This is a genomic window from Micromonospora sp. NPDC047134, assembly GCF_040643455.1.
Classification (GTDB): Bacteria; Actinomycetota; Actinomycetes; order Mycobacteriales; family Micromonosporaceae; genus Micromonospora.
Genome location: NZ_JBEYUI010000001.1, coordinates 287,915 through 312,083 on the forward strand (window position 1 = coordinate 287,915; position 24,169 = coordinate 312,083).

Here is a 24,169-nt window from a genome sequence, read left to right on the forward strand (position 1 = left end):
GTGGGTTAGGTGCGGGTCCAGCGTTGGTTGGGGGCGGTGTGGCAGGTCCAGACGATGACGGGGGTGCCGTTGGCGGTGCCGTTGTTGTTGACGTCCAGGCAGAGGTTGGGGGAGCGGACGTTGCTGATGGTGCCGTTGCCGTTGAACGTCCACTGTTGGTTCGTGCCGCCGTTGCAGTCCCAGATCTGCACCGGGGTACCGGGGGTGGCGGTCGGGGAGATGTCCAGGCACTTGCCGAGCACCTGGAGGGCCTGACCGTTCTGGGTGAAGCTCTGGTTGCTGGCGGTGTGGCAGTCCCAGATCAACGTCGCGGTGCCGTTGGCGGTGCCGCTGTTGTTGACGTCCAGGCAGCGGCCGGCCGACTCACTGCGTAGCCGGAAGGTGGGCGGCGGGGGCGGGGGAGTGGTCGTGGTGCCGCCACTGACCCGGTAGACCACCGTGCCGTGCGCCGGCACGCTGGCCGAGATCGTCCCGGTGCTGGTCGAGGTGGTGTTGGTCCAGGCGTCCCGCAGGGTGAACGAGGTGCCGGACTTGCCGACGGCCGCCGCCGTGGTGGACACCGTGGTGGTGGAGTTGCCCTGGTTGAACAGGGCCACGGCCACGTCCCCGTTGGCCAGCCGCTTGGCCAGCACCCGGCGGGTGCCGTCGTGGGAGACCTGCACGGCCTGCAGCGCCAGGGAGTCCTGGTTGATGGCCACCAGGTTCTGGTTGCGCAGGATGTCCAGGGTCGCGGCGTTGGCGTTGCGGATGTCGTTGCCCGCGATCAGCGGTGCCGCCATGATCGCCCAGAGGGCGAAGTGGCTGCGCATCTCCGTGTCCGTCATGCCGCCGTTGCCGACCACGAGCATGTCCGGGTCGTTGAAGGAGCCCGGCGAGGCGTACGAGGCGATCGGCACGTTGACGTTGACGATGTTCTGGATGCCCATCGGGTAGCCGTTGGTCTGACCGGTGTTCCAGGCGTTGGTGATGTCCTCCGTGGTCCGCCACATGTTGGCGATGTCCCCCCAGTTGCGCAGGGGGCCGGTCTTCTCGTGGATGCTGTTCGGGTTGATGCTGTAGACGATGGGCCTACCGGTGGCCGCCAGGGCGTCACGCATCAGCGAGAACCCGGCTATCTGGTCGTTGATGGTGCCCCAGGGTGAGCACCAGTCGTACTTGAGGAAGTCCACCCCCCAGGCGGCGAACTGCCGGGCGTCCTGGTATTCGTGGCCGAGACTGCCGGTGGAGCCGGGCCAGGCGCCGAAGTACTGCGCGCAGGTCTTCTCCCGGGGCACCTGGTAGAGGCCGAAGAGCAGGCCACGGGAGTGCAGGTAGTCGCCGAGGGCCTTCATGCCGCTGGGGAAACGGCCGGCATGAGCCTGGAGGTTGCCCTGGGCGTCGCGGTTGGGATCGAACCAGCAGTCGTCCACGACGACGTACTTGTAGCCGAGATCGCGCATCCCGGTGTTGACGATCGCGTCGGCCATCTGCCGGATCAGGGTCTCGTTGATGTTGCAACCGAAGGTGTTCCAGGTGTTCCACCCCATCGGCGGGGTACGGGCCACCCCGTTGTTGAGCGCCTGCGCGGGTTTCGGTGTGTGGAGCCCGTCGACGACGACCGTGGTGAGTGTCAGCACCAGCACACTCAGAACGGCCAACCATCGTGGTCGTGCGCGCATTCGATCCTCCTCGGGACAGGGACGGATGGGTGTCGGTCATGGATCACCGACCGCGGGTCGTCGGGCGGCCCAGACGGTTCGTCGGGTGGGCGCGGGCAGGCATGGCCTGCTCACGGTCAGATGGGTCGGAGTGCCGCCACCCGTGGCGGGGACGCCGGCGCCCAGAGATCGAGTCAGCCGGGTGTCGTGCGGCGACGCCGGCGGTGACGGTGGTGGTTCTCCCGGACAGGGCCCTCCGATGTCTGGGATGTTATCGCTGACATCCAGTTATGTAAATCACCGTCAATGTCTGCGAAACGCCGGATCGCTGCTTGATCAAAAGAGGCTGGACGGCGGAGAAATCGGTGAATTCCCATGTGGGAGCGATTCGAATATGTGGTGCTGCGGCTTTCCGAAGCGGCGCGGCAGGGTCGTCGGTTTGATCCACTGAGCCACACCTGCGATCGAAGGATGTTAACGCTCATATGAGGGCGTGAAGATCCGTCGCGGCGCCTCGGCGCGGGTGCCGGGCGGGCCGGCGAAGGGTCCGCAGGGGAGGCTCGCCGTCCGGGTGGCACCGAGGTGCGCGCCGCCGGGGATCGGGGCGGCGGGGTGACCCGTCCCCTGAGGGTGGTCGGAGACGTCGCGGCAGGCGTCGACCGGTGTGGATGAAATGGGCGACGGCTGGCAGGGTCGTACCTCTGGCGCGGGACCCGGCGGATGCCGCAAGGTGGGTGGTGCAGGTGTCGGTTCGGCCGGTGTCAGGTGATCACGACGGGCCCCGTACTCCGTTACGGAGCTGTTGCCGGACGGTGTCTTGACGACGCCTGATGTGAGCGTTAACACTGAGGTCCGTCATCGGCCGGAGGTGAGCATGAGCGGTGTGGACGAAGTCGGCGACCGGTATGTCGTCGGCGTCGACTACGGGACCCTGTCGGGGCGGGCCCTGGTGGTCCGCGTACGCGACGGGGCCGAGCTGGGGACGGCGGTGCACGAGTACCGCAACGCCGTCATCGAGTCCACACTGCCCGACGGTGGTCCGCCCCTGCCCCCCGACTGGGCCCTGCAGGACCCGCAGGACTACCGCGACGTGCTGCGCCACGCCGTACCGGCGGCCGTCGCCGCCGCGGGGGTCGATCCACGCCAGGTGGTCGGCATCGGCATCGACTTCACCGCCTGTACGGTCCTGCCGACCCTCGCCGACGGCACCCCGCTGTGCGAGCTGCCGGACCTTCGGCACCGTCCACATGCCTGGGTGAAGCTCTGGAAACACCACGCGGCCCAGCCGCACGCCGACCGGATCAACGCCCTGGCCCACGAACGCGGCGAGCCCTGGATCGGCCGCTACGGCGGCAAGATCTCCGCCGAGTGGCAGTTCGCCAAGGGATTGCAACTGCTGGAGGAGGACCCGGAGGTCTACCGGCGGGCCGAGCGCTTCATCGAGGCCGCCGACTGGATCGTCTGGCAGTTGTCCGGCGTCGAGACCCGCAACGTCTGCACGGCCGGCTACAAGGGCATCATGCAGGACGGGCAGTACCCCTCGACGGACTACCTGACCGCCCTGAACCCCGACTTCGGTGACTTCGTGACCAAGCTGGACGGTCCGCTGATGCCGCTGGCCGGCAAGGCCGGTGAGCTCACCGCCCAGGCCGCCGCCTGGACCGGCCTGCCGCAGGGCATCGCGGTGGCCGTCGGCAATGTCGACGCGCACGTCACCGCCGCCGCCGCGCAGGCCCTGACGCCGGGCCGGCTGGTGGCGATCATGGGCACCTCCACCTGCCACGTGGTCAACGGCGCCCACCCGGCCGAGGTGGCCGGGATGTGCGGGGTGGTCGACGGCGGCATCAGCGCCGGGGCCTGGGGCTACGAGGCCGGCCAGAGCGGGGTCGGGGACATCTTCGGCTGGTTCGTCAAGCACGCCGCCCCGGCCGGGGTCGCCTCCCACGAGCGACTCACCGAACTGGCCGCCGCCCAGCCGGTCGGCGCCCACGGCCTGGTAGCCCTGGACTGGTGGAACGGCAACCGATCCCTGCTGGTCAACCACGATCTCAGCGGGATGATCGTCGGCCTGACCCTGGCCACCCGCCCGGAGGACGTCTACCGGGCGCTGCTGGAGGCGACCGCGTACGGCACCCGCATGATCATCGAGGCCTTCGTCGAGGCCGGGGTGCCCGTCGACGATCTGGTGATCGCCGGTGGGCTCACCTCGAACGAGTTGCTGATGCAGATCTACGCCGATGTCACCAACCGGCCGCTGGGCATCATCGGCTCCGCCCAGGGGCCGGCCCTCGGCTCGGCCATCCACGCCGCGGTGGCCGCCGGGGCGTACCCCTCGATCCACGAGGCCTCGCAGGCGATGGGCCGGATCAGCGCGGCGGTCTACCGCCCCGACCCCGACCGGGTACGCGCCTACGACGCCCTCTACGCCGAGTACCGCACCCTGCACGACCACTTCGGTCGCGGCGCCAACGACGTGATGCTGCGCCTGCGGGCGATCCGGAACGCGGCCGCCGGGTCGGTCGGATCGACGAACGAGACCGCGCTGGAGGTGGTCGCATGATCGAGCGTGAGTTGCGGGAGACGGTGGCTCGGCTGCACGGTGAGCTGACCCGCTACGGGCTGGTGGCCTGGACGGCCGGCAACGTCTCCGCCCGGGTACCCGGGCGGGACCTGATGATCATCAAGCCGAGCGGGGTGGACTACGACGACCTGTCCGCCGACAACATGGTGCTCTGCGACCTGGACGGGATGCCGGTAGAGGGTGACCTGTCCCCGTCGAGTGACACGGCCGCGCACGCCTACGTCTACCGGGCCATGCCGGAGGTCGGCGGGGTGGTGCACACCCACAGCACGTACGCGACCGCCTGGGCGGCCCGGGGCGAGGCGATCCCCTGCTGGCTGACCGCCCAGGCGGACGAGTTCGGCGGGGAGATCCCGGTGGGCCCCTTCGCCCTGATCGGCGGAGACGACATCGGCAAGGGGATCGTCAGCACCCTGACCGGGCACCGCTCGCCCGCGGTGCTGATGCGCAACCACGGGGTCTTCACCATCGGGCGGACCGCCCGGGCCGCGGTCAAGGCCGCGGTGATGTGCGAGGACGTGGCGCGAACCGCCCACCTGGCCCGCGCCCTGGGGCAACCGGTGCCGATGGCCCAGGCCGACGTGGACGCCCTCTACGACCGCTACCAGAACGTCTACGGCCAGCGTCCCGCACCGGCGGCGAACACCTGACCCGGGTCGCGGCCCGCCCGGGTCGCGACCGACTACGCGCACCCGCGCACAGACACCACACCACAAGTACGCCACTCCGCCTGCCTCGGCCGGCGGCGTGGAACCCGCACCCCACCCGAGGAGATCCGATGAGAAACATGCGAATGTCCCTCGCGCCTCGGCGCGCAGTCGCGGCGCTGGCCGCCGTGCTTCTGGCCGGCGGCATGGCAGCCTGCGGCAACAGCGACACCGGGACCGACGCAGGAGGAAGCGGCGACGACAAGATCGTCATGGGCTTCTCCCAGGTCGGCGCGGAGAGCGGCTGGCGGACGGCCAACACCAACTCCATCAAGGAGGCGGCTGCCGAGGCGGGCATCGACCTGAAGTTCGACGATGCCCAGCAGAAGCAGGAGAACCAGATCAAGGCCATCCGCAACTACATCCAGCAGAAGGTCGACGTGATCGCCTTCTCGCCGGTCGTGGAGTCGGGCTGGGACACCGTGCTCAAGGAGGCCAAGGACGCCGGCATCCCGGTCATCCTGACCGACCGCGCAGTGGACTCGGCCGACAAGTCGCTGTACAAGACCTTCCTCGGTTCGGACTTCGTCAAGGAAGGCCGGTTGTCGGGGGAGTGGCTGGTCGAGAACTCCAAGGACGCGACCGGTGACGTGAACATCGTCGAGCTGCAGGGCACCACCGGCTCGGCCCCGGCCAACGACCGCAAGAAGGGCTTCGCCGAGGCGATCGCCGCCGACCCCAAGCTCAAGGTCATCGCCTCCCAGTCGGGTGACTTCACCCGCGCCGGCGGCAAGCAGGTCATGGAGCAGTTCCTCAAGGCCCACCCGAAGATCGACGTGCTCTTCGCGCACAACGACGACATGGGTCTGGGTGCCCTAGAGGCGATCACCGCAGCCGGCAAGGAGCCCGGCAAGGACATCACCATCATCACCATCGACGCGGTGAAGGACGGCATGCAGGCCCTCGCCGACGGCAAGTTCAACTTCATCGCGGAGTGCAGCCCGCTGCTCGGCCCACAGCTGATGGACCTGGCCAAGAAGATCCACGCGGGTGAAGAGGTGCCGCCGCGGATCGAGACCGAGGAGACCACCTTCACCCAGGAGCAGGCCAAGGAGGCCCTGCCCAACCGCAAGTACTGATCGACGCCCGGGGTCGCCACGCTGACTGGTGGCGGCCCCGCCGCGTCACCCGCTTCCCCGACGGACCGGCGGCACGACACCTCCGGTGCCACGTCCGCCCGGCCGACCCCTCAGGGGCGGTCGGGCGGACGTCACGGGAAGGCCGTAGCCCCCGAAACGACCCAAACCCAGAAGAAGGCCTGATGGGATGACGGATAGCCGTCCGGTCCTGACGATGACCGGGATCAGTAAGTCCTTTCCCGGAGTGCGCGCACTCCACAATGTCGACTTCCGGCTCTTTCCCGGTGAGGTGCACGCCCTGATGGGCGAGAACGGCGCCGGCAAGTCGACCCTGATCAAGGTGTTGACCGGGGTCTACGGCATCGACGAGGGCACCATCACCCTGGGCGACGAGCAGGTGGCCTTCTCCGGCCCGATGCAGGCCTCCGCCGCCGGGGTGAGCACGGTCTACCAGGAGGTCAACCTCTGCCCGAACCTCTCCGTGGCGGAGAACATCTTCATCGGGCGGGAACCCCGTCGCCTCGGCGCCGTCCGCTGGGGTGAGGTGCGCCGCCGGGCCCGGCAACTGCTGGCCCGCCTGGATCTGGACATCGACGTCACCGCCCCGGTGGCCAGCTACTCCCTGGCGGTGCAGCAGATGGTCGCCATCGCCCGCGCCATCGACGTACAGGCCCGGGTGCTGATCCTCGACGAGCCGACCTCCAGCCTGGACGCCGACGAGGTGGCGCAACTGTTCCGCATCATGCGTCAGTTGCGCGACGAGGGGATCGCGATCCTGTTCGTCACCCACTTCCTCGACCAGGTGTACGGCATCGCCGACCGAATCACCGTGCTGCGCAACGGCACCCTGGTGGGTGAGTACCCGATCGGGGAGCTGCCGCAGCTGGCCCTGGTCGAGAAGATGATCGGCAAGGAACTCGACGTCCTGGAACGGCTCGAGGAGCAGCCCCGACGGGAGTTGGCGGCCGTGGAGGGCGGCACCCCCTTCGTAGCGGTCTCCCAGCTGGGCCGTAAGGGCGCGGTGGCCCCCTTCAGCCTGACCATCCATCCCGGTGAGGTGGTCGGTCTGGCCGGTCTGCTCGGCTCCGGTCGGACCGAGGCGGCGCGGCTGTTCTTCGGCGCGGACCGGGCCGACCGCGGCGAGGTGACGGTCAACGGCAAGCCGACCAGCCTGCGCAACCCGGTCCAGGCCATCGACAAGGGCATCGGATTCTGCTCGGAGAACCGCCGCGCGGAGGGGATCATCCCGGACCTGACCGTCCGGGAGAACATGATCCTGGCGATGCAGGCCGCCCGGGGCTGGCTGCGCCCGATTCCGCGGCGCCGCCAGGACGAACTGGTCGAGCAGTACATCAAGGCGCTCAGCATCCGCCCCGCCAACCCCGAGGTGCCGGTACGCAACCTGTCCGGCGGCAACCAGCAGAAGGTCCTGCTGGCCCGCTGGCTGATCACCGAGCCTCGCCTGCTCATCCTGGACGAGCCGACCCGTGGCATCGACATCGGCGCCAAGGCCGAGATCCAGAAGCTCGTCGTGCAGCTCTCCGACGGTGGCATGGCCGTGCTGTTCATCTCCGCCGAACTGGAGGAGGTGCTGCGGCTGAGCCACAAGGTCGTGGTGATGCGGGACCGGGAGATGGTCGCCCAGCTCGACAACGACGACACCCTGGACGCCGAGCGGGTCATGCAGACCATCGCCAGCGGATCGATCAAGCAGGAGGCGAAGCCGTGAACGAGCGTCTCAGGTCGATGGCGACACACCGGCTGTTCTGGCCGGTGATGGTCCTCGTGGTGATGCTGGCCGCGAACACCGTCTACCGTCCCGGCTTCCTGGCCGTCGAGGTCAACAACGGGCACCTCTACGGCACTCCGATCGACATCCTCCGGTTGAGCGCCCCGCTGATCCTGGTCGGGCTGGGCATGACCCTGGTCATCTCCACCGGCGGCATCGACCTGTCGGTCGGTTCGATCTGCGCCATCAGCGGCGCCATCGCCTGCCTGCACATCAGTCAGGCGCCGGATCAGAACAGCATGGTCACCGTGTTCACCGCGCTGGCCATGGCCCTGGGTGCCGCACTCGTGCTCGGCGCCTGGAACGGGGTGCTGGTCTCCGTGATCGGCATCCAGCCGATCATCGCCACCCTCATCCTCATGGTGGCGGGCCGGGGTCTGGCCCAGTTGGTCACCGAGGGGCAGATCATCACGATCAACTCGGGGCCGTACCGGGCGATCGGGTTGGGCCACTTCCTGACCCTGCCCCTGGCGATCTTCATCGCGTTGGGTGCGGCCCTGCTCATCGCGGCGCTGACCCGGCGTACCGCCCTGGGCATGATCATCGAGTCGGTGGGCGGTAACCGGGAGGCCAGCCGACTGGCCGGCATCCGGTCGGCCCGGATGGTCTTCCTGGTCTACGTGGTCAGCGCGGCGTGCGCGGCCGTCGCCGGCTTCATGATGACCGCGAACGTCTCCAGCGCCGACGGCAACAACGCCGGTCTCTGGGTGGAGCTCGACGCGATCCTCGCGGTCGTCATCGGCGGCACCTCCCTGGCCGGCGGCCGGTTCTACCTCAGCGGCACCATCCTCGGTGCGCTGATCATCCAGACCCTCACCACCACGGTGTACGCCATGAACATCTCCCCGCAGACGGCCCTGCTGTTCAAGGCGGTGGTCGTGATCGCGGTCTGCCTGATCCAGGCACCCTCCTTCCGCGCCAAGTTCAGTCGACGCAAGCGGGGTACCCCGCCCCCGCCGGCCCCGACCCCACAGCGTCAGAAGGAAGAGGTGACGGCGTGACCACGACCTCGCTGACCACCGGCCCGAGTTGGGCCCGGCTGCCCCGGCGTCACGTGCCGGTGCTGGTCACCCTCGCCCTGCTGTTGGTCATGTACGGCATCGGGGTGTCCCAGTACCGGGCCTTCTCGAACATCCAGGTCATCTTCAACGTCTTCATCGATAACGGTTTCCTGCTCGTGGTCGCCGTCGGGATGACCTTCGTGATCCTCACCGGCGGCATCGACCTGTCGGTCGGCTCGGTGGTCGCGATGACCGCGATGGTCTCGGCCTGGTTGCTCCAGTCCGGCCTGCCGGCGTTGCTGGTGCTGGTCATCGCCCTGCTCATCGGGCCGACTCTCGGGTTCCTGATGGGTTGTGCGATCCACTTCTTCGACATCCAGCCCTTCATCGTGACATTGGCCGGGATGTTCTTCGCCCGGGGCATGTGCACCTTCATCAGCGACTCCTCGATCCGGATCACGGACGGGTTCTGGACCACGATGGCGCAGCACCGGATCGGAGATCCCCGAGGCAACTTCGTCTCGGTCAGCGTCCTGATCGCCTTCGCGGTCGTCCTGATCGCCGCGTACGTGCTGGCCTACACCCGGTTGGGGCGCAACGTGTACGCCATCGGCGGCAACCCCCAGTCGGCCCTGTTGATGGGGCTGCCGGTGGGGCGTACCCGGATCCTGGTCTACACCATCAGCGGGCTCTGCTCGGCGATCGGCGGGATCCTGCTGTCCTTCTACACCCTGTCCGGGGCGCCACTGATCGCGGTCGGCATGGAACTCGACGTGATCGCGGCCGTGGTGATCGGCGGTACCGTCCTGACCGGAGGAGCGGGCTACGTCTTCGGCACGGTGCTCGGGGTGCTGGTGCTCGGCGTGATCCAGACCCTGATCACCTTCGACGGCAGCCTCAACTCCTGGTGGACCAAGATCGTGATCGGAGGTCTGCTCTTCGCGTTCATCCTGTTCCAGCGCCTCATCGGCATCCGCTACAAGTGACCGCCCCTCTCGCGGAAGGCAACCCCCATGGCAGCACAACCTGAACCCGAGGTCTGGTTCCTCACCGGAAGCCAGGCGATGTACGGCGAGGACACCCTCCGCCAGGTGGCCGAGCAGTCCCGTCAGATCGCCGCCCTGCTCGACGACTCGCCGCACATCCCCGCCCGGGTGGTCTGGAAGCCGGTCCTGACCACCAGCGCCGACATCCTGAAGGTCTGCCAGGACGCCGGCGTGCAGGGGGCGGTCGGGGTCATCGCCTGGATGCACACCTTCTCCCCGGCGAAAATGTGGATCACCGGCCTGGACGCGCTGCGTACCCCGCTGCTGCACCTGCACACGCAGGCCAACGTCCAGCTGCCATGGCAAGAGATCGACATGGACTTCATGAACCTCAACCAGGCCGCCCACGGCGACCGGGAGTTCGGGTTCATCCAGACCCGGCTCGGGGTGGCCCGCAAGACGGTCGCCGGGCACGTCACCGACCCCCGGGTGGTCTCCAGGGTCGGCGCCTGGACCCGGGCTGCGGTCGGCTGGTCGGCGATGCGTTCGCTGCGCCTGGCCCGCTTCGGCGACAACATGCGCGACGTGGCGGTGACCGAGGGGGACAAGGTGGAGGCCGAGCTGCGCTTCGGCGTCTCGGTCAACACCTACGGGGTCAACGACCTGGTAGCCGTGGTCGACCAGGTCGCCGAGGCCCAGATCGACGACCTGGTCAAGGAGTACGACGACACCTTCCGGGTGGCCGCCGAGTTGCGCCCCGGCGGCGACCGGCACGACTCGCTGCGCTACGCCGCCCGGATCGAACTGGGGTTGCGTACCTTCCTGGAGGCCGGCGGCTTCCGCGCCTTCACCACGAACTTCGAGGACCTCGGGGGTCTGCGGCAACTGCCCGGCATAGCGGTGCAGCGGCTGATGGCCGACGGGTACGGCTTCGGTGGCGAGGGTGACTGGAAGACCTCCGTGCTGGTGCGCACCGTCAAGGCGATGGCGGTCGGCGCGCAGGGTGGCACCTCCTTCATGGAGGACTACACCTACGACCTCACCCCGGGTCAGGAGATGATCCTCGGGGCGCACATGCTGGAGGTGTGCCCGACGATCGCCGCCGGGGTGCCCAACGTCGAGATCCACCCGCTGAGCATCGGTGGCCGGGAGGACCCGGTCCGCCTGGTCTTCGACGCCGAACCCGGCCCGGCCGTGGTGCTCGGTCTGGCCGACATGGGGGAGCGGTTCCGGCTGGTCGCCAACGAGGTCGACGTGGTGCCACCCCCGCAGCCCCTGCCCCGGCTGCCGGTGGCCCGGGCCGTCTGGCGGCCCCGCCCGCACCTGGCCGGCTCGGCCGAGGCCTGGATCACCGCGGGGGCTCCGCACCACACCGTGCTGTCCCAGGGCGTCGGGGTGGAGGAACTGCACGACCTCGCCGAGATGGCCCGTACCGAACTGGTCGTCATCGACGCGGACACCGACCCGCGTCGCTTCGCCGACGAACTGCGCTGGAACCAGGCGTACTACCGCCTGGCCCGCGGCTTCTGAGCGGGGTGTGACGGGTCCTGCCGCTCGCGGCGGGACCCGTCACCACCGTGGCCGCACGCCCTCGTCCGGGGCCTTCCTCGCGCCACCCGCCCGCCATCGTCGCGGCGCGCGTTACGTCTTGACTAACGTGGTGTTATCGCTCACAGTCGATAGTGACGACGGACGATATCTGCGGCTGTCCGGGCCGCTGCGCGTCTCTCCTCAGTAGCCGATCTCATGTCATCCCCTGGGCACCGGGTGACATGTTAACGATCACATGGGCTGCTGGAGATCACCATGACGCTCGCCGCAGTGCAGGCCGTCCCGGTCGTACGGCTTGTCATTCCCGAAGGAGGATCATGGTTGCCATTGGCGAGGTCTCAGGACCCGCGCCGCGTCGGCGTGGGTGGTGGTCGCGGATGTGGGCGGCGGTGGCGGCGGCGGTGATGGTCGGCGGCACCCTGGTGGCGGTGGCGGCGACACCGGCCTCGGCGGCGACGGTGGACACCAACGCCTGGTACGTGTTGGTCAACCGCAACAGCGGCAAGGCCCTGGACGTCTACAACCTGGCCACCAACGACGGAGCGCGGATCACGCAGTGGTCGCGTAACGACGGAAACCAGCAGCAGTGGCAGTTCGTCGACTCCGGCGGCGGCTACTACCGGCTCAAGTCGCGGCACTCCGGCAAGGTGCTCGACGTCTACAACTTCTCCACCGCCAACGGCGCCTCGATCGTGCAGTGGTCCGACCACAACGGGACCAACCAGCAGTTCCGGCTGGCCGACTCGGCCGGTGGCTACGTACGGCTGATCAACCGGAACTCGAACCGGGTGCTGGAGGTGCAGAACGCCTCGACCGCCGACGGCGGCAACATCGTCCAGTACGACGACTGGAACGGCGCCAACCAGCAGTGGCAACTGGTCCGCATGGGCGACGGGCCCACCCCCGGGCCGACGACCCCGCCGCCCACCGGTGGCAACTTCACCAACCCGGTGGTCTGGCAGGACTTCGCCGACGTCGAGGTGATCCGGGTGGGCGACGTCTACTACATGACCGCCTCGACGATGCACTACTCGCCCGGGGCCCCGATCCTGCGCTCCTGGGACCTGGTGAACTGGGAGTTCGCCGGGCACTCCGTGCCCCGGCTGGACTTCGGCACCAAGTACGACCTGCCCCCCGGGCAACAGGCGTACGTGGAGGGCATCTGGGCCTCGACCCTGAGCTACCGGCCGAGCAACCAGACCTACTACTGGGCCGGGTGCATCAACTTCGCCCAGACCCACATCTACACCGCCAAGGCCGTCGACGGCGCCTGGACCCGGCACGCCACCCTGCCCTGCTACTACGACGCCGGCATGCTCATCGACGACAACGACACGATGTACGTCGCGTACGGCAACGGCACGATCAGCGTGGCGCAGCTCTCCGCCGACGGGCGCAGCCAGGTACGCGCCCAGCAGGTCTACCAGACCCCCTCGAGCATCGGCACCCTGGAAGGCGCCCGGTTCTACAAGCGTAACGGGGCCTACTACATCTGGTTGACCCGCCCCGCCAACGGCCAGTACGTGCTGAAGTCCACCAACGGGCCCTTCGGCCCGTACGAGCAGCGGCAGGTGCTGCTCAACATGCAGGGCCCGATCGCCGGTGGTGGCGTACCCCACCAGGGTGGCCTGGTCCAGACCCCGAACGGCGCCTGGTACTACATGGCCTTCACCGACGCCTACCCGGGCGGGCGGGTGCCGACCCTGGCCCCGATCAACTGGACCGCCGACGGCTGGCCCCAGGTGCAGACCGTCAACGGCGCCTGGGGGGTCAACTACCCCAACCCGTTGCCGCTGCGCCCGGTCAAGCCCCTGACCGGGGTGGACACCTTCGCCGGCACCACCCTGGGCCCGCAGTGGGAGTGGAACCACAACCCGGACAACAGCCGGTGGTCGGTGAACAACGGCCTGCGCCTGCAGACCGCCTCGGTCACCAACGACCTCTACCAGGCCCGGAACACGGTCACCCACCGCATCCAGGGGCCGACCTCCACGGCGACCGTCGAGCTGGACTACTCCACCATGCGCGACGGTGACCGCACCGGCCTGGCTATGCTGCGCGACGTCTCGGCCTGGATCGGGGTCCGCCGCGACAACGGGCAGACCCGGGTGGTCATGACCAACGGGCTGACCATGAACAGCAACTGGGACACCACCAGCACCGGCAGCGAGATCGCCAGTGCGGCGGTCTCCGGCGGGCGGATCTGGTTGCGGGCCAACGCCGACATCCGGCCGGGATCGGGTCGGCAGGCCCGCTTCTCGTACAGCACCGACGGGGTCAACTTCGTCTCGTTGGGCAACGCCCTGACCCTCAACAACAACTGGACCTTCTTCATGGGGTACCGGTTCGCCATCTTCAACCACGCCACCCAGGCCCTGGGAGGTGCGGTGACGGTGCGACGCTTCGAGCTGGCCACCCCCTGACCTCGCTCAACACACCGCTCTCGGACTGGGTACGGCGTTCTCCTCCGGCAACGCCGCCCACCGGGCACCGGTGACGCGCGGGTGGCGCCCACGCCAGGGCGCCACCCGCGCGCTGCGTGACGTGGCCCGCATTCTCCACAGGGAGGACGCCATTGATCAGGGCAATCGAAAACCCCATTTACTGATCGGAGATGCGATATCCGTGTTGGGCGACTGACCTGTCGGCGATTGATGTCCCTGCTGTCGTAGACTGTGCGTGATCTAGCGAAAACCACCCCGGCTGGCACGGGCCGGCGTGGGCGCCGCGAGAGGGATCGTGAATCAAAGCCGCTCCGGTCAGCGTCGACGGGTCGCGGCGACCCACGGGCATGCGGGAGTGTGAGATGGCCGTACGCGATCCTGCGATGACGGACGTGGCTCGCCTCGCTGGCGTCTCCCACCAGACGGTTTCGCGAGTGCTCAACGGCCACCCCAACGTGCGGGAACAGACCCGGCTGCGGGTCCAGGCGGCAATAGCCGAGCTGGGCTACCGGCCGAATCGGGCGGCGCGTGCGCTGGTCACCGGTCGCTCTCAGGTGATCGGTGTCGTCGCGCAGAACACCACCCTCTACGGGCCGGCGTCACTGCTGGCCGCCTTGGAACAGACCGCCGCGGAGGCCGGCTTCGCGGTCAGTGTGGGCAGCGTCAGCGACCTGGACCATCGGTCCATCTCCGCGGTCGTCGAACGGCATCTGGCCCACCGGGTCGCCGGCATCGTGGTGATCGCACCGGTGGAGTCGGCCGGTGAGGCGCTGGAACGGCTGCCCCACGACGTGCCGCTGGTGACGGTCGACGGTGATCCGCGTCGGCCGATGCCGCTGGTGACGGTGGACCAGGCCGCCGGAGCCCGAGCCGCGACCCAGCACCTGCTCGACGCCGGTCACCGTACGGTGTGGCATGTCTCCGGGCCGTCGGACTGGTTCGACAGCGCGGGCCGGATCGAGGGCTGGCGGGCGGCCCTGCTGGCGGCCGGGGTCGAGATCCCGCCGCTGGTGCCGGCGGACTGGTCGGCGGCGGCCGGTTACCGGTGTGGGCAGATGCTCGCCCGGATGCCGGACGTGACCGCGGTCTTCACCGCCAACGACCACCTGGCCCTGGGGGTGTTGCGGGCCCTGCACGAGCACGGCCGCCGGGTGCCGGACGACATCAGCGTGGTCGGCTTCGACGACGTGCCGGAGGCGGCGTACTTCATCCCACCGCTGACCACGGTCCGGCCGGACTTCGTAGCGGTCGCGCGGGCCAGCCTGGAGATGCTGCTGGCGCAGATCGAGTCCGACAGCGGCGGCGCACTCCGGGAGACCATCGCCCCCTCCCTGGTCTCCCGCCAGTCCGTAGCCCCCCCACCCCACCGCTGACCCCGCGCCCCCTCCCTCCACCAGGGCGGGGGAGGGGGTGCGGGGAGAGGGGTCAGATGAAGCGCCAGCGGTGGTCGGCGGCGCCGTTGTCGTCCCAGATGACGATCTGGGTGCCCTGGGTCGACGATGCGCCGAGTACGCCGAGCACCCGGCCGCCGTTGGCGGACTGGATCCGGAAGTAGCCGTTAGCGCCGTACCGCAGCCGCCAGCGGTGGGCGGTCGAGCCGTTGTCGGCCCACTGCACCACCCGGGCACCGGCGGCGCTGCTGCCGTTCTCCACCCCCAGCACCTTGCCGCTGTGCGAGTTGCGCAGCCGCAGGTAGCCGCCGCTGTCCACGATCGCGGTCCAAAGGTGGTCGGCGGTGCCGGTGTCACCCCACTGGATGACCAGGCCGCCGTCGGCGGTGGACATGTTCTGCACGCCGAGGACCAGGCCGGTGGCCAGGTTCTGGATCCGGCGGGCGCCGTTGGGGACGAACCGCCACTGGTTGTCGAGGGTGCCGTTGTCCGGATCCTGCACCACCCGGGCACCCTGCGCGGTCGAGCCGCCCAGGACGCCCAGCAGCTTGCCGCTGTTGCCGTTGCGGATGCGGTGCGAGCCGTCGCCGGCGTCCACGATCGTCCAGCGGTGGTCGGCCGTGCCGGTGTCCGACCATTGCAGGACCTGCGCGTTGTCGGCGGTGGACATGTTCTGTACGCCGAGCACCTTGCCGCTGTTGGCGTTGCGGAACCGGACCGCGCTGCCGTCGACGATCAGCTGCCAGTCGTGGTCGGCGGTGCCGTTGTCGGCCCACTGCAACGCCGGGGCCCCGTCGGCGGTGGACATGTTCTCGATCCCGAGCACCAGCGCGCTGGCGGCGTTGACCAGCCGGAAGGTGGCCCCGGCCGGGCCGGTGGAGCCACCGGTGCTCCAGTACACGGTGTAGTTGTGCCCGTGCGCGTCGTAGAACGGGAGCAGGTTGACCTGTGCGCCGTTGGCGGTGGCGGTGAAGGCCAGCGCCGTGGTGCTGGTGCGGGTGACCGAGGCGGTGGCCAGTGCGGGCAGGGCCGACAGGGCGGTGTTGCCGTAGTTGCCGGAGAGCACCGTCGGGCCGTACCGCAGCGCCACGACGTTCGGGTTGTCGTTGGCCGGCTCCGCGACCACCCGCATCGGCAGCCGCACGGTCACCGTGTCGCCGGAGGTCCAGGACCGGGTCAGGGAGGCGTACGTGCCGGGGGTGGTGGCGATGTTCTGCACGGTGCCGTTGACGCTGACGGTGGCGTCCTGGGTCCAGGCCGGGATGCGGATGCGCATCGTCCACGAGCCGCCGACCGTGCCGGTGACGGTCAGGGTGCTGGTGTCGCCGGCCGGGAAGTTGGTCGACTGGGTGACCGTGATGCCGCGCTGGGACCAGTTCAACACCGAGGGCATGAACAGGTTCACCGTCAGGGTGCTGCCGTTGTGGAAGTAGATCGAGTCCATCAGGGTGGTGTTGCTCTCCAGGCCGGTGCCCTGACAGCACCAGAAGGAGTTGTAGTCCGTACTCCAGGTGCCGCCACCCCAGGCCGGTCCCACCCCGCGCCGTCCGCCCGGCTGCAGGGGGGTGAAGTAGGTGATGTGGCCGTGGTCGTCGGCCGGGTTCTGTGCGCCGATCAGGTGGTTGAGCAGGGCCCGCTCGTAGAAGTCGAAGTACGCCACCCGGTTCGGGTCGAGCAGCCACAGCTCCCGGGTGAGCTTGAGCATGTTGTACGTGTTGCAGTGCTCGCAGGTGTCGTTGCGCAGGTACCCGGAGATGGCGTTCGGGGCCCGGAAGTGTTCCGCCTGGCTGTTGCCGCCGATGGCGTAGGTGCGGGTGTTGACGGTCAGGTTCCAGGCGTTGTTGGCGATGTCGCGGTAGCGGGTGGTGCCGGTGGCCTTGAACTCGCGGGCCGCCCCGATCCACTTGGGGATCTGGGTGTTGGCGTGCAGCCCGTTGAGCTGGTCTTGATTGGCGGCGAGGGGGTTGAACACGGCGGCGTGGTCGAAGCGTTGGGCGACGGTCAGCCAGCGGGCGTCGCCGGTCTGCTGGTACAGGTCGGTCAGCACGGCGTTCATGCCGCCGAACTCCGTGCCCAGCATGGCCTGCATCTGGGCCGAGCTGAGCCGTCCGGTACGCCAGTCGACCCACCCGGCCAACGCCAGCAGCACGTCGCGGGCCTGGTTGTTGCCGATGTGCCGCCACACGTCGAGCAGGCCGACCAGGGTCTTGTGGATGGTGTAGTACGGCACGTTGCCGTTGCTGAGGGTGCGGGCCTCCACGGCGGTGAAGTCGGATTCGGGGTAGCCGCAGAGGTAGCCGGGGTTGAATCCGGCGGCGGCATTGTTCGCCTGACACTTCGCCAACTCGGCCACCAGGTAGTTGGCCTTGTCCCGGCAGGTGGTGTCGCCGAGCACGGCCCACATGTGTGACCAGGCGGTCAGGAAGTGCCCCTGGGAGTGGGTCCGGAACGGGAAGCTGGGGGCCTCCCAGCCGCCGAGGGCCGCCGCCCCGGCGGTGGACAGCCGGTGGTTGGCGCGGAAGTTGTAGAGCAGCCGGTTGACGTCGATGAAGCGCAGGTAGTTGAGGGTGCGGTTCTGGTTGTCCAGCCAGCGGCTGGCGGTCAGTCGTACCTGGCCCATCTCGAAGGGGTACGCGGCGACGCCGAGGTCGGGGCGGACCGGCGGGAGGGCCGCGCTGGCGGTGCCGCCGCCCAGGGCGGGGCCGACCGCGGTGGCCAGGGCGGCCGCGCCGGCGGCCTGGAGCACATGTCGACGGTTGAGGGACGGGTAGGGCATCACGGCCTCCGCAGTTGCGGGTGAGGGGGTGGCGGTACATGCACGACCCGGGCCGGGAATTCGGTGCTACCCGGGCCGGTGGACCGTTACGAGGTGATTTGGTAGGTGGCGTGGCGGTGATCGGTGGTGGGGCACGGCGGAGCGTCGGAGACGGCGGAACCGCAGGCGATCCACGAGCGTCCGGCCGGGTGGTGTGTGTCCGTGGCGGCGGGGTGCCCTCGCCCGTCTCCACGGATGGAGTTCCGAAGCATTATGCATCGGCATCGATGTTATCGCTAACATATGGGTTCCGGTGACGGGTGCGCAAGCCTCGGGTTTCCGGCCGGACACGGGGACGAGATCCTCCCGCAACACGCCTGGTGTTCACGTCGGTCGGCGGGGGAGGTGCGGCGGGCATCGTACGGCGACCTGCTCAGGCGACCAGAGTTGTTCGTCGCTTTAGTGATGTGCGTACCGGTTTGGTGGGTTTTGTGGGCATAGCGCCCTCGGTGGTGAGATCCGTTCAATACGCTCCTGGATCCAGGGGAAGCCACGGAGATGCGTGAGGGACAGATGAAGGACGCCGACACCATCGTCCTGCCCCGAATCGATGTGCCGGAGGCCGCCGAGGACCCCTGGGGGGAGGGGCACGGCGAGGCACCGGGCGAGCCGGTGAACGGTACCCGCCGAATGAGGCTGGCCGCCTGGCTGGTGCCGGCACTGCTGATGGGTGCGCTCGGCGCCGTACGGGCCGACACGCCCGGGCCACGGATGGCGGACCTCGCGACCTGGGCCGGGCCGACATCGTCCTGGCGGGACACCTGGTCGATGCTCCGCTCGGGCGACGGCCTGCTCCACCACCTGCTGCTGCGGGCCTGGGCGGAGTACGTCGGCACCTCGGAGCTGGCGCTGCGAGGGCTCTGGGTCCTCGTCATGGTCACCGCGGCAGCGCTCGTCGGAGGGCTGGCCGCCCGGATGTTCGCACCGGGCACCGGTGTCCTGGCCGGCGTCATCTTCGCCCTGCTGCCGACGTCCGCGCGATACGCCCAGGAGGCCCAGCCGTACGCGCTCACCCTGCTCGCCGCAGTCCTCGCCACCTGGCTGCTCCAGGCCGCCGTGGATCGGCCGAGACTCTGGCGCTTCGTGCTCTACGCCACCGTGGCGGGTCTGCTGGGCCTGTGTCAGGTGACCGCCCTGCTGCTCCTCGTCGGACATGGCTGGACCGTGCTCGCCTTCCGGCGCGAGGTGGCGCTGCGCTGGCTGGCCGCTGCGGTGGTGGGCGCGCTGCCCGGGGTCGGCCTGCTGTGGCACGCCACGCGGCAGGGGGTACGGCTAGCGCAGACGTCGAGCCCGAGTCTGTCCGAGTTGGCCGCCACGCCGGGTGAACTGTTCGGTGTCACCGCGCTGGGTGCGGTGCTGCTGGTGCTGGCGCTGTTCAGCCTTCCGCTGCGCTACCCCGCCGCCGTGTTCACCGCCTGGGCGGTGGTGCCGCCGCTGACCCTGCTGCTCGCCGCGCAGGTGACACCGACCTGGCGGCCGGAGTTCCTGCTGTTCACGCTGCCGGCCTGGGTGACGCTCGGCGCGGCCGCGCTCGCCCGCTGCGGGTCAGCCGGCTGGCGGGTGTTCCGGCGGCGATAGCCGGGCACCGGCCCTCACCGCAGGAACTCACGGCTCTACGGTCAGGGCACAACGGGCGGAAATAGCCCTTTGGGGGCGAACCGAGCCATCTGAAAAGTTTGTCGGCACCTGTCTCCTTACGATCAGCTTGGCCGGGTTCGTGAAGGCCAGGGAACTGCGACCCTTGGGGGCAATGTGGGCGTCGGGACCGATACACGCCTGTCTCGGGAGGTGGCGGAGAGGCCGCCCGGAGGCGGGCCCGTCGAGAGCGCCGCGGTCCGGCCGTCACCCGCCCGACGCCCCGACCGTCGTCAACTCAACATCAGTGCTCGCATCGCGTACGCGAGTTGCGGGGCGAGCGCCGGAACTCTCGTCGCGCCTCGACATCCGCAGGCGGCGGTCGAGTTCCGATCCGTCCTGTCGCCTGCGGCGCGGCTCGTACTGACCCTGCTGGTCCTGGTCAACAGCGCGGCCGGACTGCTGCTCGTCGGCTGGCTGCTGCTTCCCCAGCACGTACCCGGCCCTGGCGCAGCCGGGTTCGGCGACTGGCAGACCGCCGTGGCCCGGCTCGGCTTCTGCGTGATCGTCGGCGTCGAACTGATCCGCCTGGTGCAGAACATGGTCGTCTGGTTGTTCGCGTACCACGCCAAGGACCCGATCCCGGTCGATCCTCCGGTTGGCCTGCGGGTGGCGCTGCTCACCACGATCGTGCCGAGCAAGGAGCCGATCGACGTCGCCGAGCGGACCCTGCGGCGCATGCGGCAGATCGTCTACTGCGGGCAGGTCGACGTCTGGATCCTCGACGAGGGCGACGATCCGGCGGTGAAGGAGATGGCCGCGCGGCTCGGCGTACGCCACTTCAGCCGCAAGGGACGACCGGAGTACAACCAACCCGCCGGAGAGTTCCGCGCCAGGACGAAGTCCGGCAACCACAACGCCTGGCGGGCCGAGCACGAGCACCACTACGACGTGGTCGCCAACGTCGATCCGGACCATGTCCCGCTGGCCAACTTCCTGGAGCGTACGCTCGGCTACTTCCGCGACCCGGACGTCGCCTTCGTGGTGACGCCGCAGGTCTACGGCAACATGCACCAGAACCTGGTCGCCCACGGCGCGTCGGTCCAGCAGTACCTCTACAACGGACTGATCGCCCGTGGTGGCAACGGGCTGGACGCCCCACTGCTCACCGGCACCGGCCACCTGTACCGGCCGTCGGCCTGGCGCGGCATCGGCGGCTACCAGGATTCGATCATCGAGGATCACCTGACCAGCATCCGGATCCACGCTGCGGTGAACCCGCAGACCGGCAACCGGTGGAAGGGCGTCTACACCCCAGACGTGGTGGCCATCGGGGAAGGCCCGACATCGTGGGCGGACTACTTCAACCAGCAGAAGCGGTGGGCGGCGGGGATCTGCGAGATCCTGGTCCGCCCCGAGTTGCGGGCACCGCGCGAACTGCCCTCCCGACGGCGCTGGCACTACCGGCTGCTCCAGTTCTACTACCCGAGCGTCGCGGTCAGTCTGTTGCTGGGCAATTTCGCCACCGCCGCGTACCTGCTCACCGGGGTGAGCGCGGCCCGGGTCGACATCGCCGTGTGGTCGGTGCTGTGGGGCGCCACCATCTGCACCTGGTTCGTGCTCTGGCTCTGGCTGCGTCGATTCAACATCGCGCCGCACGAGCGGGAGGAGATCGGCCTGGTCGGCATGGCGTTGGCGCTGTTCGCCGGCCCGATATACGTGGCGGCTGCCGTCGGTGCGCTGCTGCGCCGCAAGCTCGGATTCGTGGTGACCGCCAAGGGCAGGTTACGCACCACCGAATCGCTCGGCACGTTCCGGCTGCACCTGGGCTGGGCGGCCTTCGCCGCCGGCCTGCTCGCCGTGAGCTTCATGCTGGAACACGGCCGCACACCGCTGCGGGTATGGCCGGTCCTGACCCTCCTGACCGGCCTCGCCCCACCGCTGATCGCGTGCGGGTCGGCCCTTCTCACCCGGCGCTCGCAGCGCGCCGGTCCGACCGGGCGACCTGCCGTCCGCAGCCGGCGGGTCCGGGCGACGGCACCGGTGATCGCTTCCCGGGAGGTGCCATGGCACGGCTGACTCTGCCGCGGGTCGCCATGTCGCTGGTCGGCGCGCTGCTGCTGGCGTACGCCTTCGCCATCGCACCGGGTGCCGGGCCCAGGGGATGGGAACCCGTGCCGGCGGACCCGGCGGCGGTACGCGAACCGAGCCCTTCGCCGTCCCCGTCCCCGTCGGCGATCTTCCCGCCGACGGAGAAGGTGTTCGTCGGCATCGCGACCAAGGAGGGACCGCACGACTTCACGCCCGTGGACACCTTCACCGCAACGGCGAAGCACCATCCACAGGTCATGCTCTTCGGCTCCGGCTGGGCGACCGACACCTTCGACCGGACGCTGTTCGACGCGGTCCGCGACCGGGGCATGCTGCCGATGCTGGCCTGGGAACCATGGGACTACCGGTTGGACGAGGAGGCCCGCAAGAAGGGGGCCGCCCGCGGCACGATCGACCGGCTCCGCTCCCATCAGCCCGACTACCGGTTGTCCCGCATCGCGCGCGGCGACTTCGACGACTACCTGCGCACCTGGGCCGAGGGAATCAAGGCACTCGACTACCCGGTGGCCATCCGGTTCGCCCACGAGATGAACGGCAACTGGTACCCCTGGTGCGAGAGCGCCAACGGCAATCGGCCGGGCGACTACGCCAAGGCCTGGCGCCACCTGCACGATCTGTTCAAGGCCGCCGGAACGACCAACGTGATCTGGGTGTGGAGCCCGAACGCCAGATGGGACGGCTCGACGCCGAAGCTCGCCGCGCTCTACCCGGGAGACGAGTACGTCGACTGGATCGGCATCTCGGGCTACTACGGCATGGGCGCCTTCTCGAAGTACCGGTCCTTCGACGCGATCTTCAAGGAGACCATCGGGGAGATCCGTGCCTTCAGCGCCAAACCGCTGGTCATCACCGAGACCGCGGCCTCCGACATCGCCGGCCGCAAGGCGGAGTGGATCACCGAGACCTTCCGGTTGCTACCCGGGTACGAGGACATCATCGGGCTCATCTGGTTCGAGGTGAACAAGGAACAGGACTGGCGGATCGTCAGCTCCCCGGCCGTCTCGACGGCCTTCGCCCAGGCCGTGTCCGATCCGCGCTACCGCTTCACCTGGTCGCCCGAGATGCTCCCGCGCACCGAGTCGGCCGACTGACGGTCGTCTGTCGGGGCCGGCTTGACCCTCGACCGGGTCGAGGCCGGACAGTGCCGGACGCGAGACGCTGACCGGCACCGGTCGGCGCGATTCGGTGATCGGGAGGAACTGTGGCGGCGGCGACTACCGGTAGGGCGCCAACGAGCGGCAGTGCGAGGGCGGTGCCGGGCGCGTACTGGGCATGGCTGGGCGGGACGACGCTGTCCCTGGTCGGCGTTCAAGCCATGGCGTTCGCGATGGCCTGGGTGGCGGCCGGAGCAGGTGGCGGCTTCGCCGCGCTGGTGCTCACCGCCGTCAACCTGCCCCGGGCCCTGCTCCTGCTGGTCGGCGGCGCGGTGGCCGACCGGCTGGGCGCCTGGACCGTCATGGTGGTCTCGAACGCGGCGATGGTCGTCGTCACCGTGGCGTTGGCCGCCGCCGTGTGGTCGGCGGCGGATCCGTGGCTGCCACTGCTGCTGGCCGCCCTGGCCATCGGGGTGGTGGACGCCTTCTACCTGCCCACCACGGGCTCGATGCCCCGCCGACTGGTGCCGCCGGCCGGTCTGGCGCGGGCGATGTCGGCCCGGCACCTGGCCGGTCAACTCGCTCTGTTCGTCGGGCCGGCGGCGGGCAGCCTGCTGCTGGCCGCCCTCGGGCTCGCCGCAGTGGCGCTGGCCAACGCCGCCGGCTTCGCCCTGATGCTGCTGGTCCTGATGGTGCTTCGGGCGGCCCTGACGGTGCGGCCGGACGAGTCGCCGGGCCAGCCGGCTGGGCAACTGCCGGGCCGGCCGGTGGCGCAGCCACTGTGGCGGGCCGCCGTGGACGGACTGCTGCTCGCCGCCGCGCATGCCGTACTGCGGCCCGCACTGCTGCTGGTCGGGGTGGCCGCCGGTTTCCTGCTGCCGGTGTCCAGCCTGCTCGTACCGTTGCTCGGGCGGGAGCGGATGTGGTCGTCGTCGGCCACCGGTGCGGTCGTCGCGGCGTTGGCGCTGGGCACCGCGACCGTCGCGATCCTCGTGCTGGTGCGTGGCGCCCTGCCCGACCCCGGTCGGGTCAGCGGTGCCGCGCTGCTGGTGGCCGCCGGTGGCGTGGTCACTCTGGCGGCGGCCGGTTCGTTGCCGACCTCGGTCGCCGCCGGGATGGTGATCGGTGTCGGATCGGGTGGCTTCGCCACCCATGTCGGCCCGTTGATCCTGGCCGTCGCCCCGGACACACACGTGTCCCGGGTGCAGTCGGTGCTGGTGCTCGTGCAGAGCCTGCCGTTGCTGCTCACCCTCAACGTGCTCGGTTCGTTCGCCGAGGTCGTGCCGGTGGCGGCGCTGCTGTACGGCTGCGGCGGTGTGCTGGCCGTGACGGCGGTGACGGCACTGACCTCGCCCTCCCTGCGCCGCCCTGACCGGCGGTGACCGGCGTTGGGCTTTCGGCTGCCCG

General features: G+C 69.5%; 15 protein-coding genes. 13 read left to right on the forward strand and 2 right to left on the reverse strand.

From position 1 onward, the window contains the following. Positions 1–5: 5 nt before the first annotated feature. Positions 6–1,526: an RICIN domain-containing protein gene (locus tag ABZ795_RS01175; RefSeq protein ID WP_357528304.1), complete on the reverse strand. Its 1,521-nt coding sequence runs from the start codon at positions 1,524–1,526 to the stop codon at positions 6–8. A 985-nt stretch (positions 1,527–2,511) separates the two neighbouring features. On the opposite strand from ABZ795_RS01175, the gene araB reads away from it, so the two are divergent. From araB to ABZ795_RS01220, 9 genes are all read left to right on the forward strand, one after another. After that, a complete protein-coding gene (gene araB / locus ABZ795_RS01180) occupies positions 2,512–4,197 on the forward strand; it encodes a ribulokinase (RefSeq protein WP_357527841.1) in 1,686 nt (561 codons plus the stop codon). Next, complete coding sequence (locus ABZ795_RS01185) at positions 4,194–4,868, forward strand: L-ribulose-5-phosphate 4-epimerase (RefSeq protein WP_357527843.1); 675 nt, start codon at positions 4,194–4,196, stop codon at positions 4,866–4,868. Before araB ends, ABZ795_RS01185 begins: the two co-directional genes overlap by 4 nt. Positions 4,869–4,996: 128 nt before the next feature. Continuing rightward, positions 4,997–6,004, forward strand: coding sequence for an ABC transporter substrate-binding protein (locus tag ABZ795_RS01190; protein ID WP_357527845.1), 1,008 nt, complete (start codon positions 4,997–4,999; stop codon positions 6,002–6,004). A 187-nt stretch (positions 6,005–6,191) separates the two neighbouring features. Further along, positions 6,192–7,733, forward strand: coding sequence for a sugar ABC transporter ATP-binding protein (locus ABZ795_RS01195; RefSeq protein ID WP_357527847.1), 1,542 nt, complete (start codon positions 6,192–6,194; stop codon positions 7,731–7,733). Further along, positions 7,730–8,794 carry an ABC transporter permease gene (locus ABZ795_RS01200; protein WP_357527849.1) on the forward strand — a complete coding sequence of 355 codons (1,065 nt, stop codon included), beginning with the start codon at positions 7,730–7,732 and terminating at the stop codon, positions 8,792–8,794. The genes ABZ795_RS01195 and ABZ795_RS01200 overlap by 4 nt, the downstream gene beginning before the upstream one ends. Then, entirely contained in the window at positions 8,791–9,780 is a 990-nt protein-coding gene (gene yjfF / locus ABZ795_RS01205) for a galactofuranose ABC transporter, permease protein YjfF (protein ID WP_327026143.1), read from the forward strand. Before ABZ795_RS01200 ends, yjfF begins: the two co-directional genes overlap by 4 nt. A 27-nt stretch (positions 9,781–9,807) precedes the next feature. Then, positions 9,808–11,310, forward strand: coding sequence for an L-arabinose isomerase (gene araA, locus ABZ795_RS01210; protein ID WP_357527851.1), 1,503 nt, complete (start codon positions 9,808–9,810; stop codon positions 11,308–11,310). A gap of 338 nt (positions 11,311–11,648) precedes the next feature. Then, positions 11,649–13,754 carry an RICIN domain-containing protein gene (locus tag ABZ795_RS01215; RefSeq protein WP_357527853.1) on the forward strand — a complete coding sequence of 702 codons (2,106 nt, stop codon included), beginning with the start codon at positions 11,649–11,651 and terminating at the stop codon, positions 13,752–13,754. A 404-nt stretch (positions 13,755–14,158) separates the two neighbouring features. After that, a complete protein-coding gene (locus tag ABZ795_RS01220) occupies positions 14,159–15,148 on the forward strand; it encodes a LacI family DNA-binding transcriptional regulator (RefSeq protein ID WP_357527855.1) in 990 nt (329 codons plus the stop codon). Between the two features lie 52 nt (positions 15,149–15,200). On the opposite strand, the gene ABZ795_RS01225 is transcribed toward ABZ795_RS01220, so the two are convergent. Next, positions 15,201–17,942, reverse strand: a complete 2,742-nt coding sequence (locus ABZ795_RS01225) for a beta-L-arabinofuranosidase domain-containing protein (RefSeq protein WP_357527857.1) — start codon at positions 17,940–17,942, stop codon at positions 15,201–15,203. A gap of 537 nt (positions 17,943–18,479) precedes the next feature. Between ABZ795_RS01225 and ABZ795_RS01230 the strand changes: the two genes are divergently transcribed. From ABZ795_RS01230 to ABZ795_RS01245, 4 genes are all read left to right on the forward strand, one after another. Further along, complete coding sequence (locus ABZ795_RS01230) at positions 18,480–19,559, forward strand: glycosyltransferase family 39 protein (protein ID WP_357527858.1); 1,080 nt, start codon at positions 18,480–18,482, stop codon at positions 19,557–19,559. A 210-nt stretch (positions 19,560–19,769) separates the two neighbouring features. Then, positions 19,770–21,635: a glycosyltransferase family 2 protein gene (locus ABZ795_RS01235; protein WP_357527860.1), complete on the forward strand. Its 1,866-nt coding sequence runs from the start codon at positions 19,770–19,772 to the stop codon at positions 21,633–21,635. Beyond that, complete coding sequence (locus ABZ795_RS01240; protein ID WP_357527862.1) at positions 21,623–22,759, forward strand: glycosyl hydrolase; 1,137 nt, start codon at positions 21,623–21,625, stop codon at positions 22,757–22,759. The genes ABZ795_RS01235 and ABZ795_RS01240 overlap by 13 nt, the downstream gene beginning before the upstream one ends. Positions 22,760–22,920: 161 nt before the next feature. Beyond that, entirely contained in the window at positions 22,921–24,144 is a 1,224-nt protein-coding gene (locus tag ABZ795_RS01245) for an MFS transporter (protein WP_357528306.1), read from the forward strand. Positions 24,145–24,169: the final 25 nt, after the last annotated feature.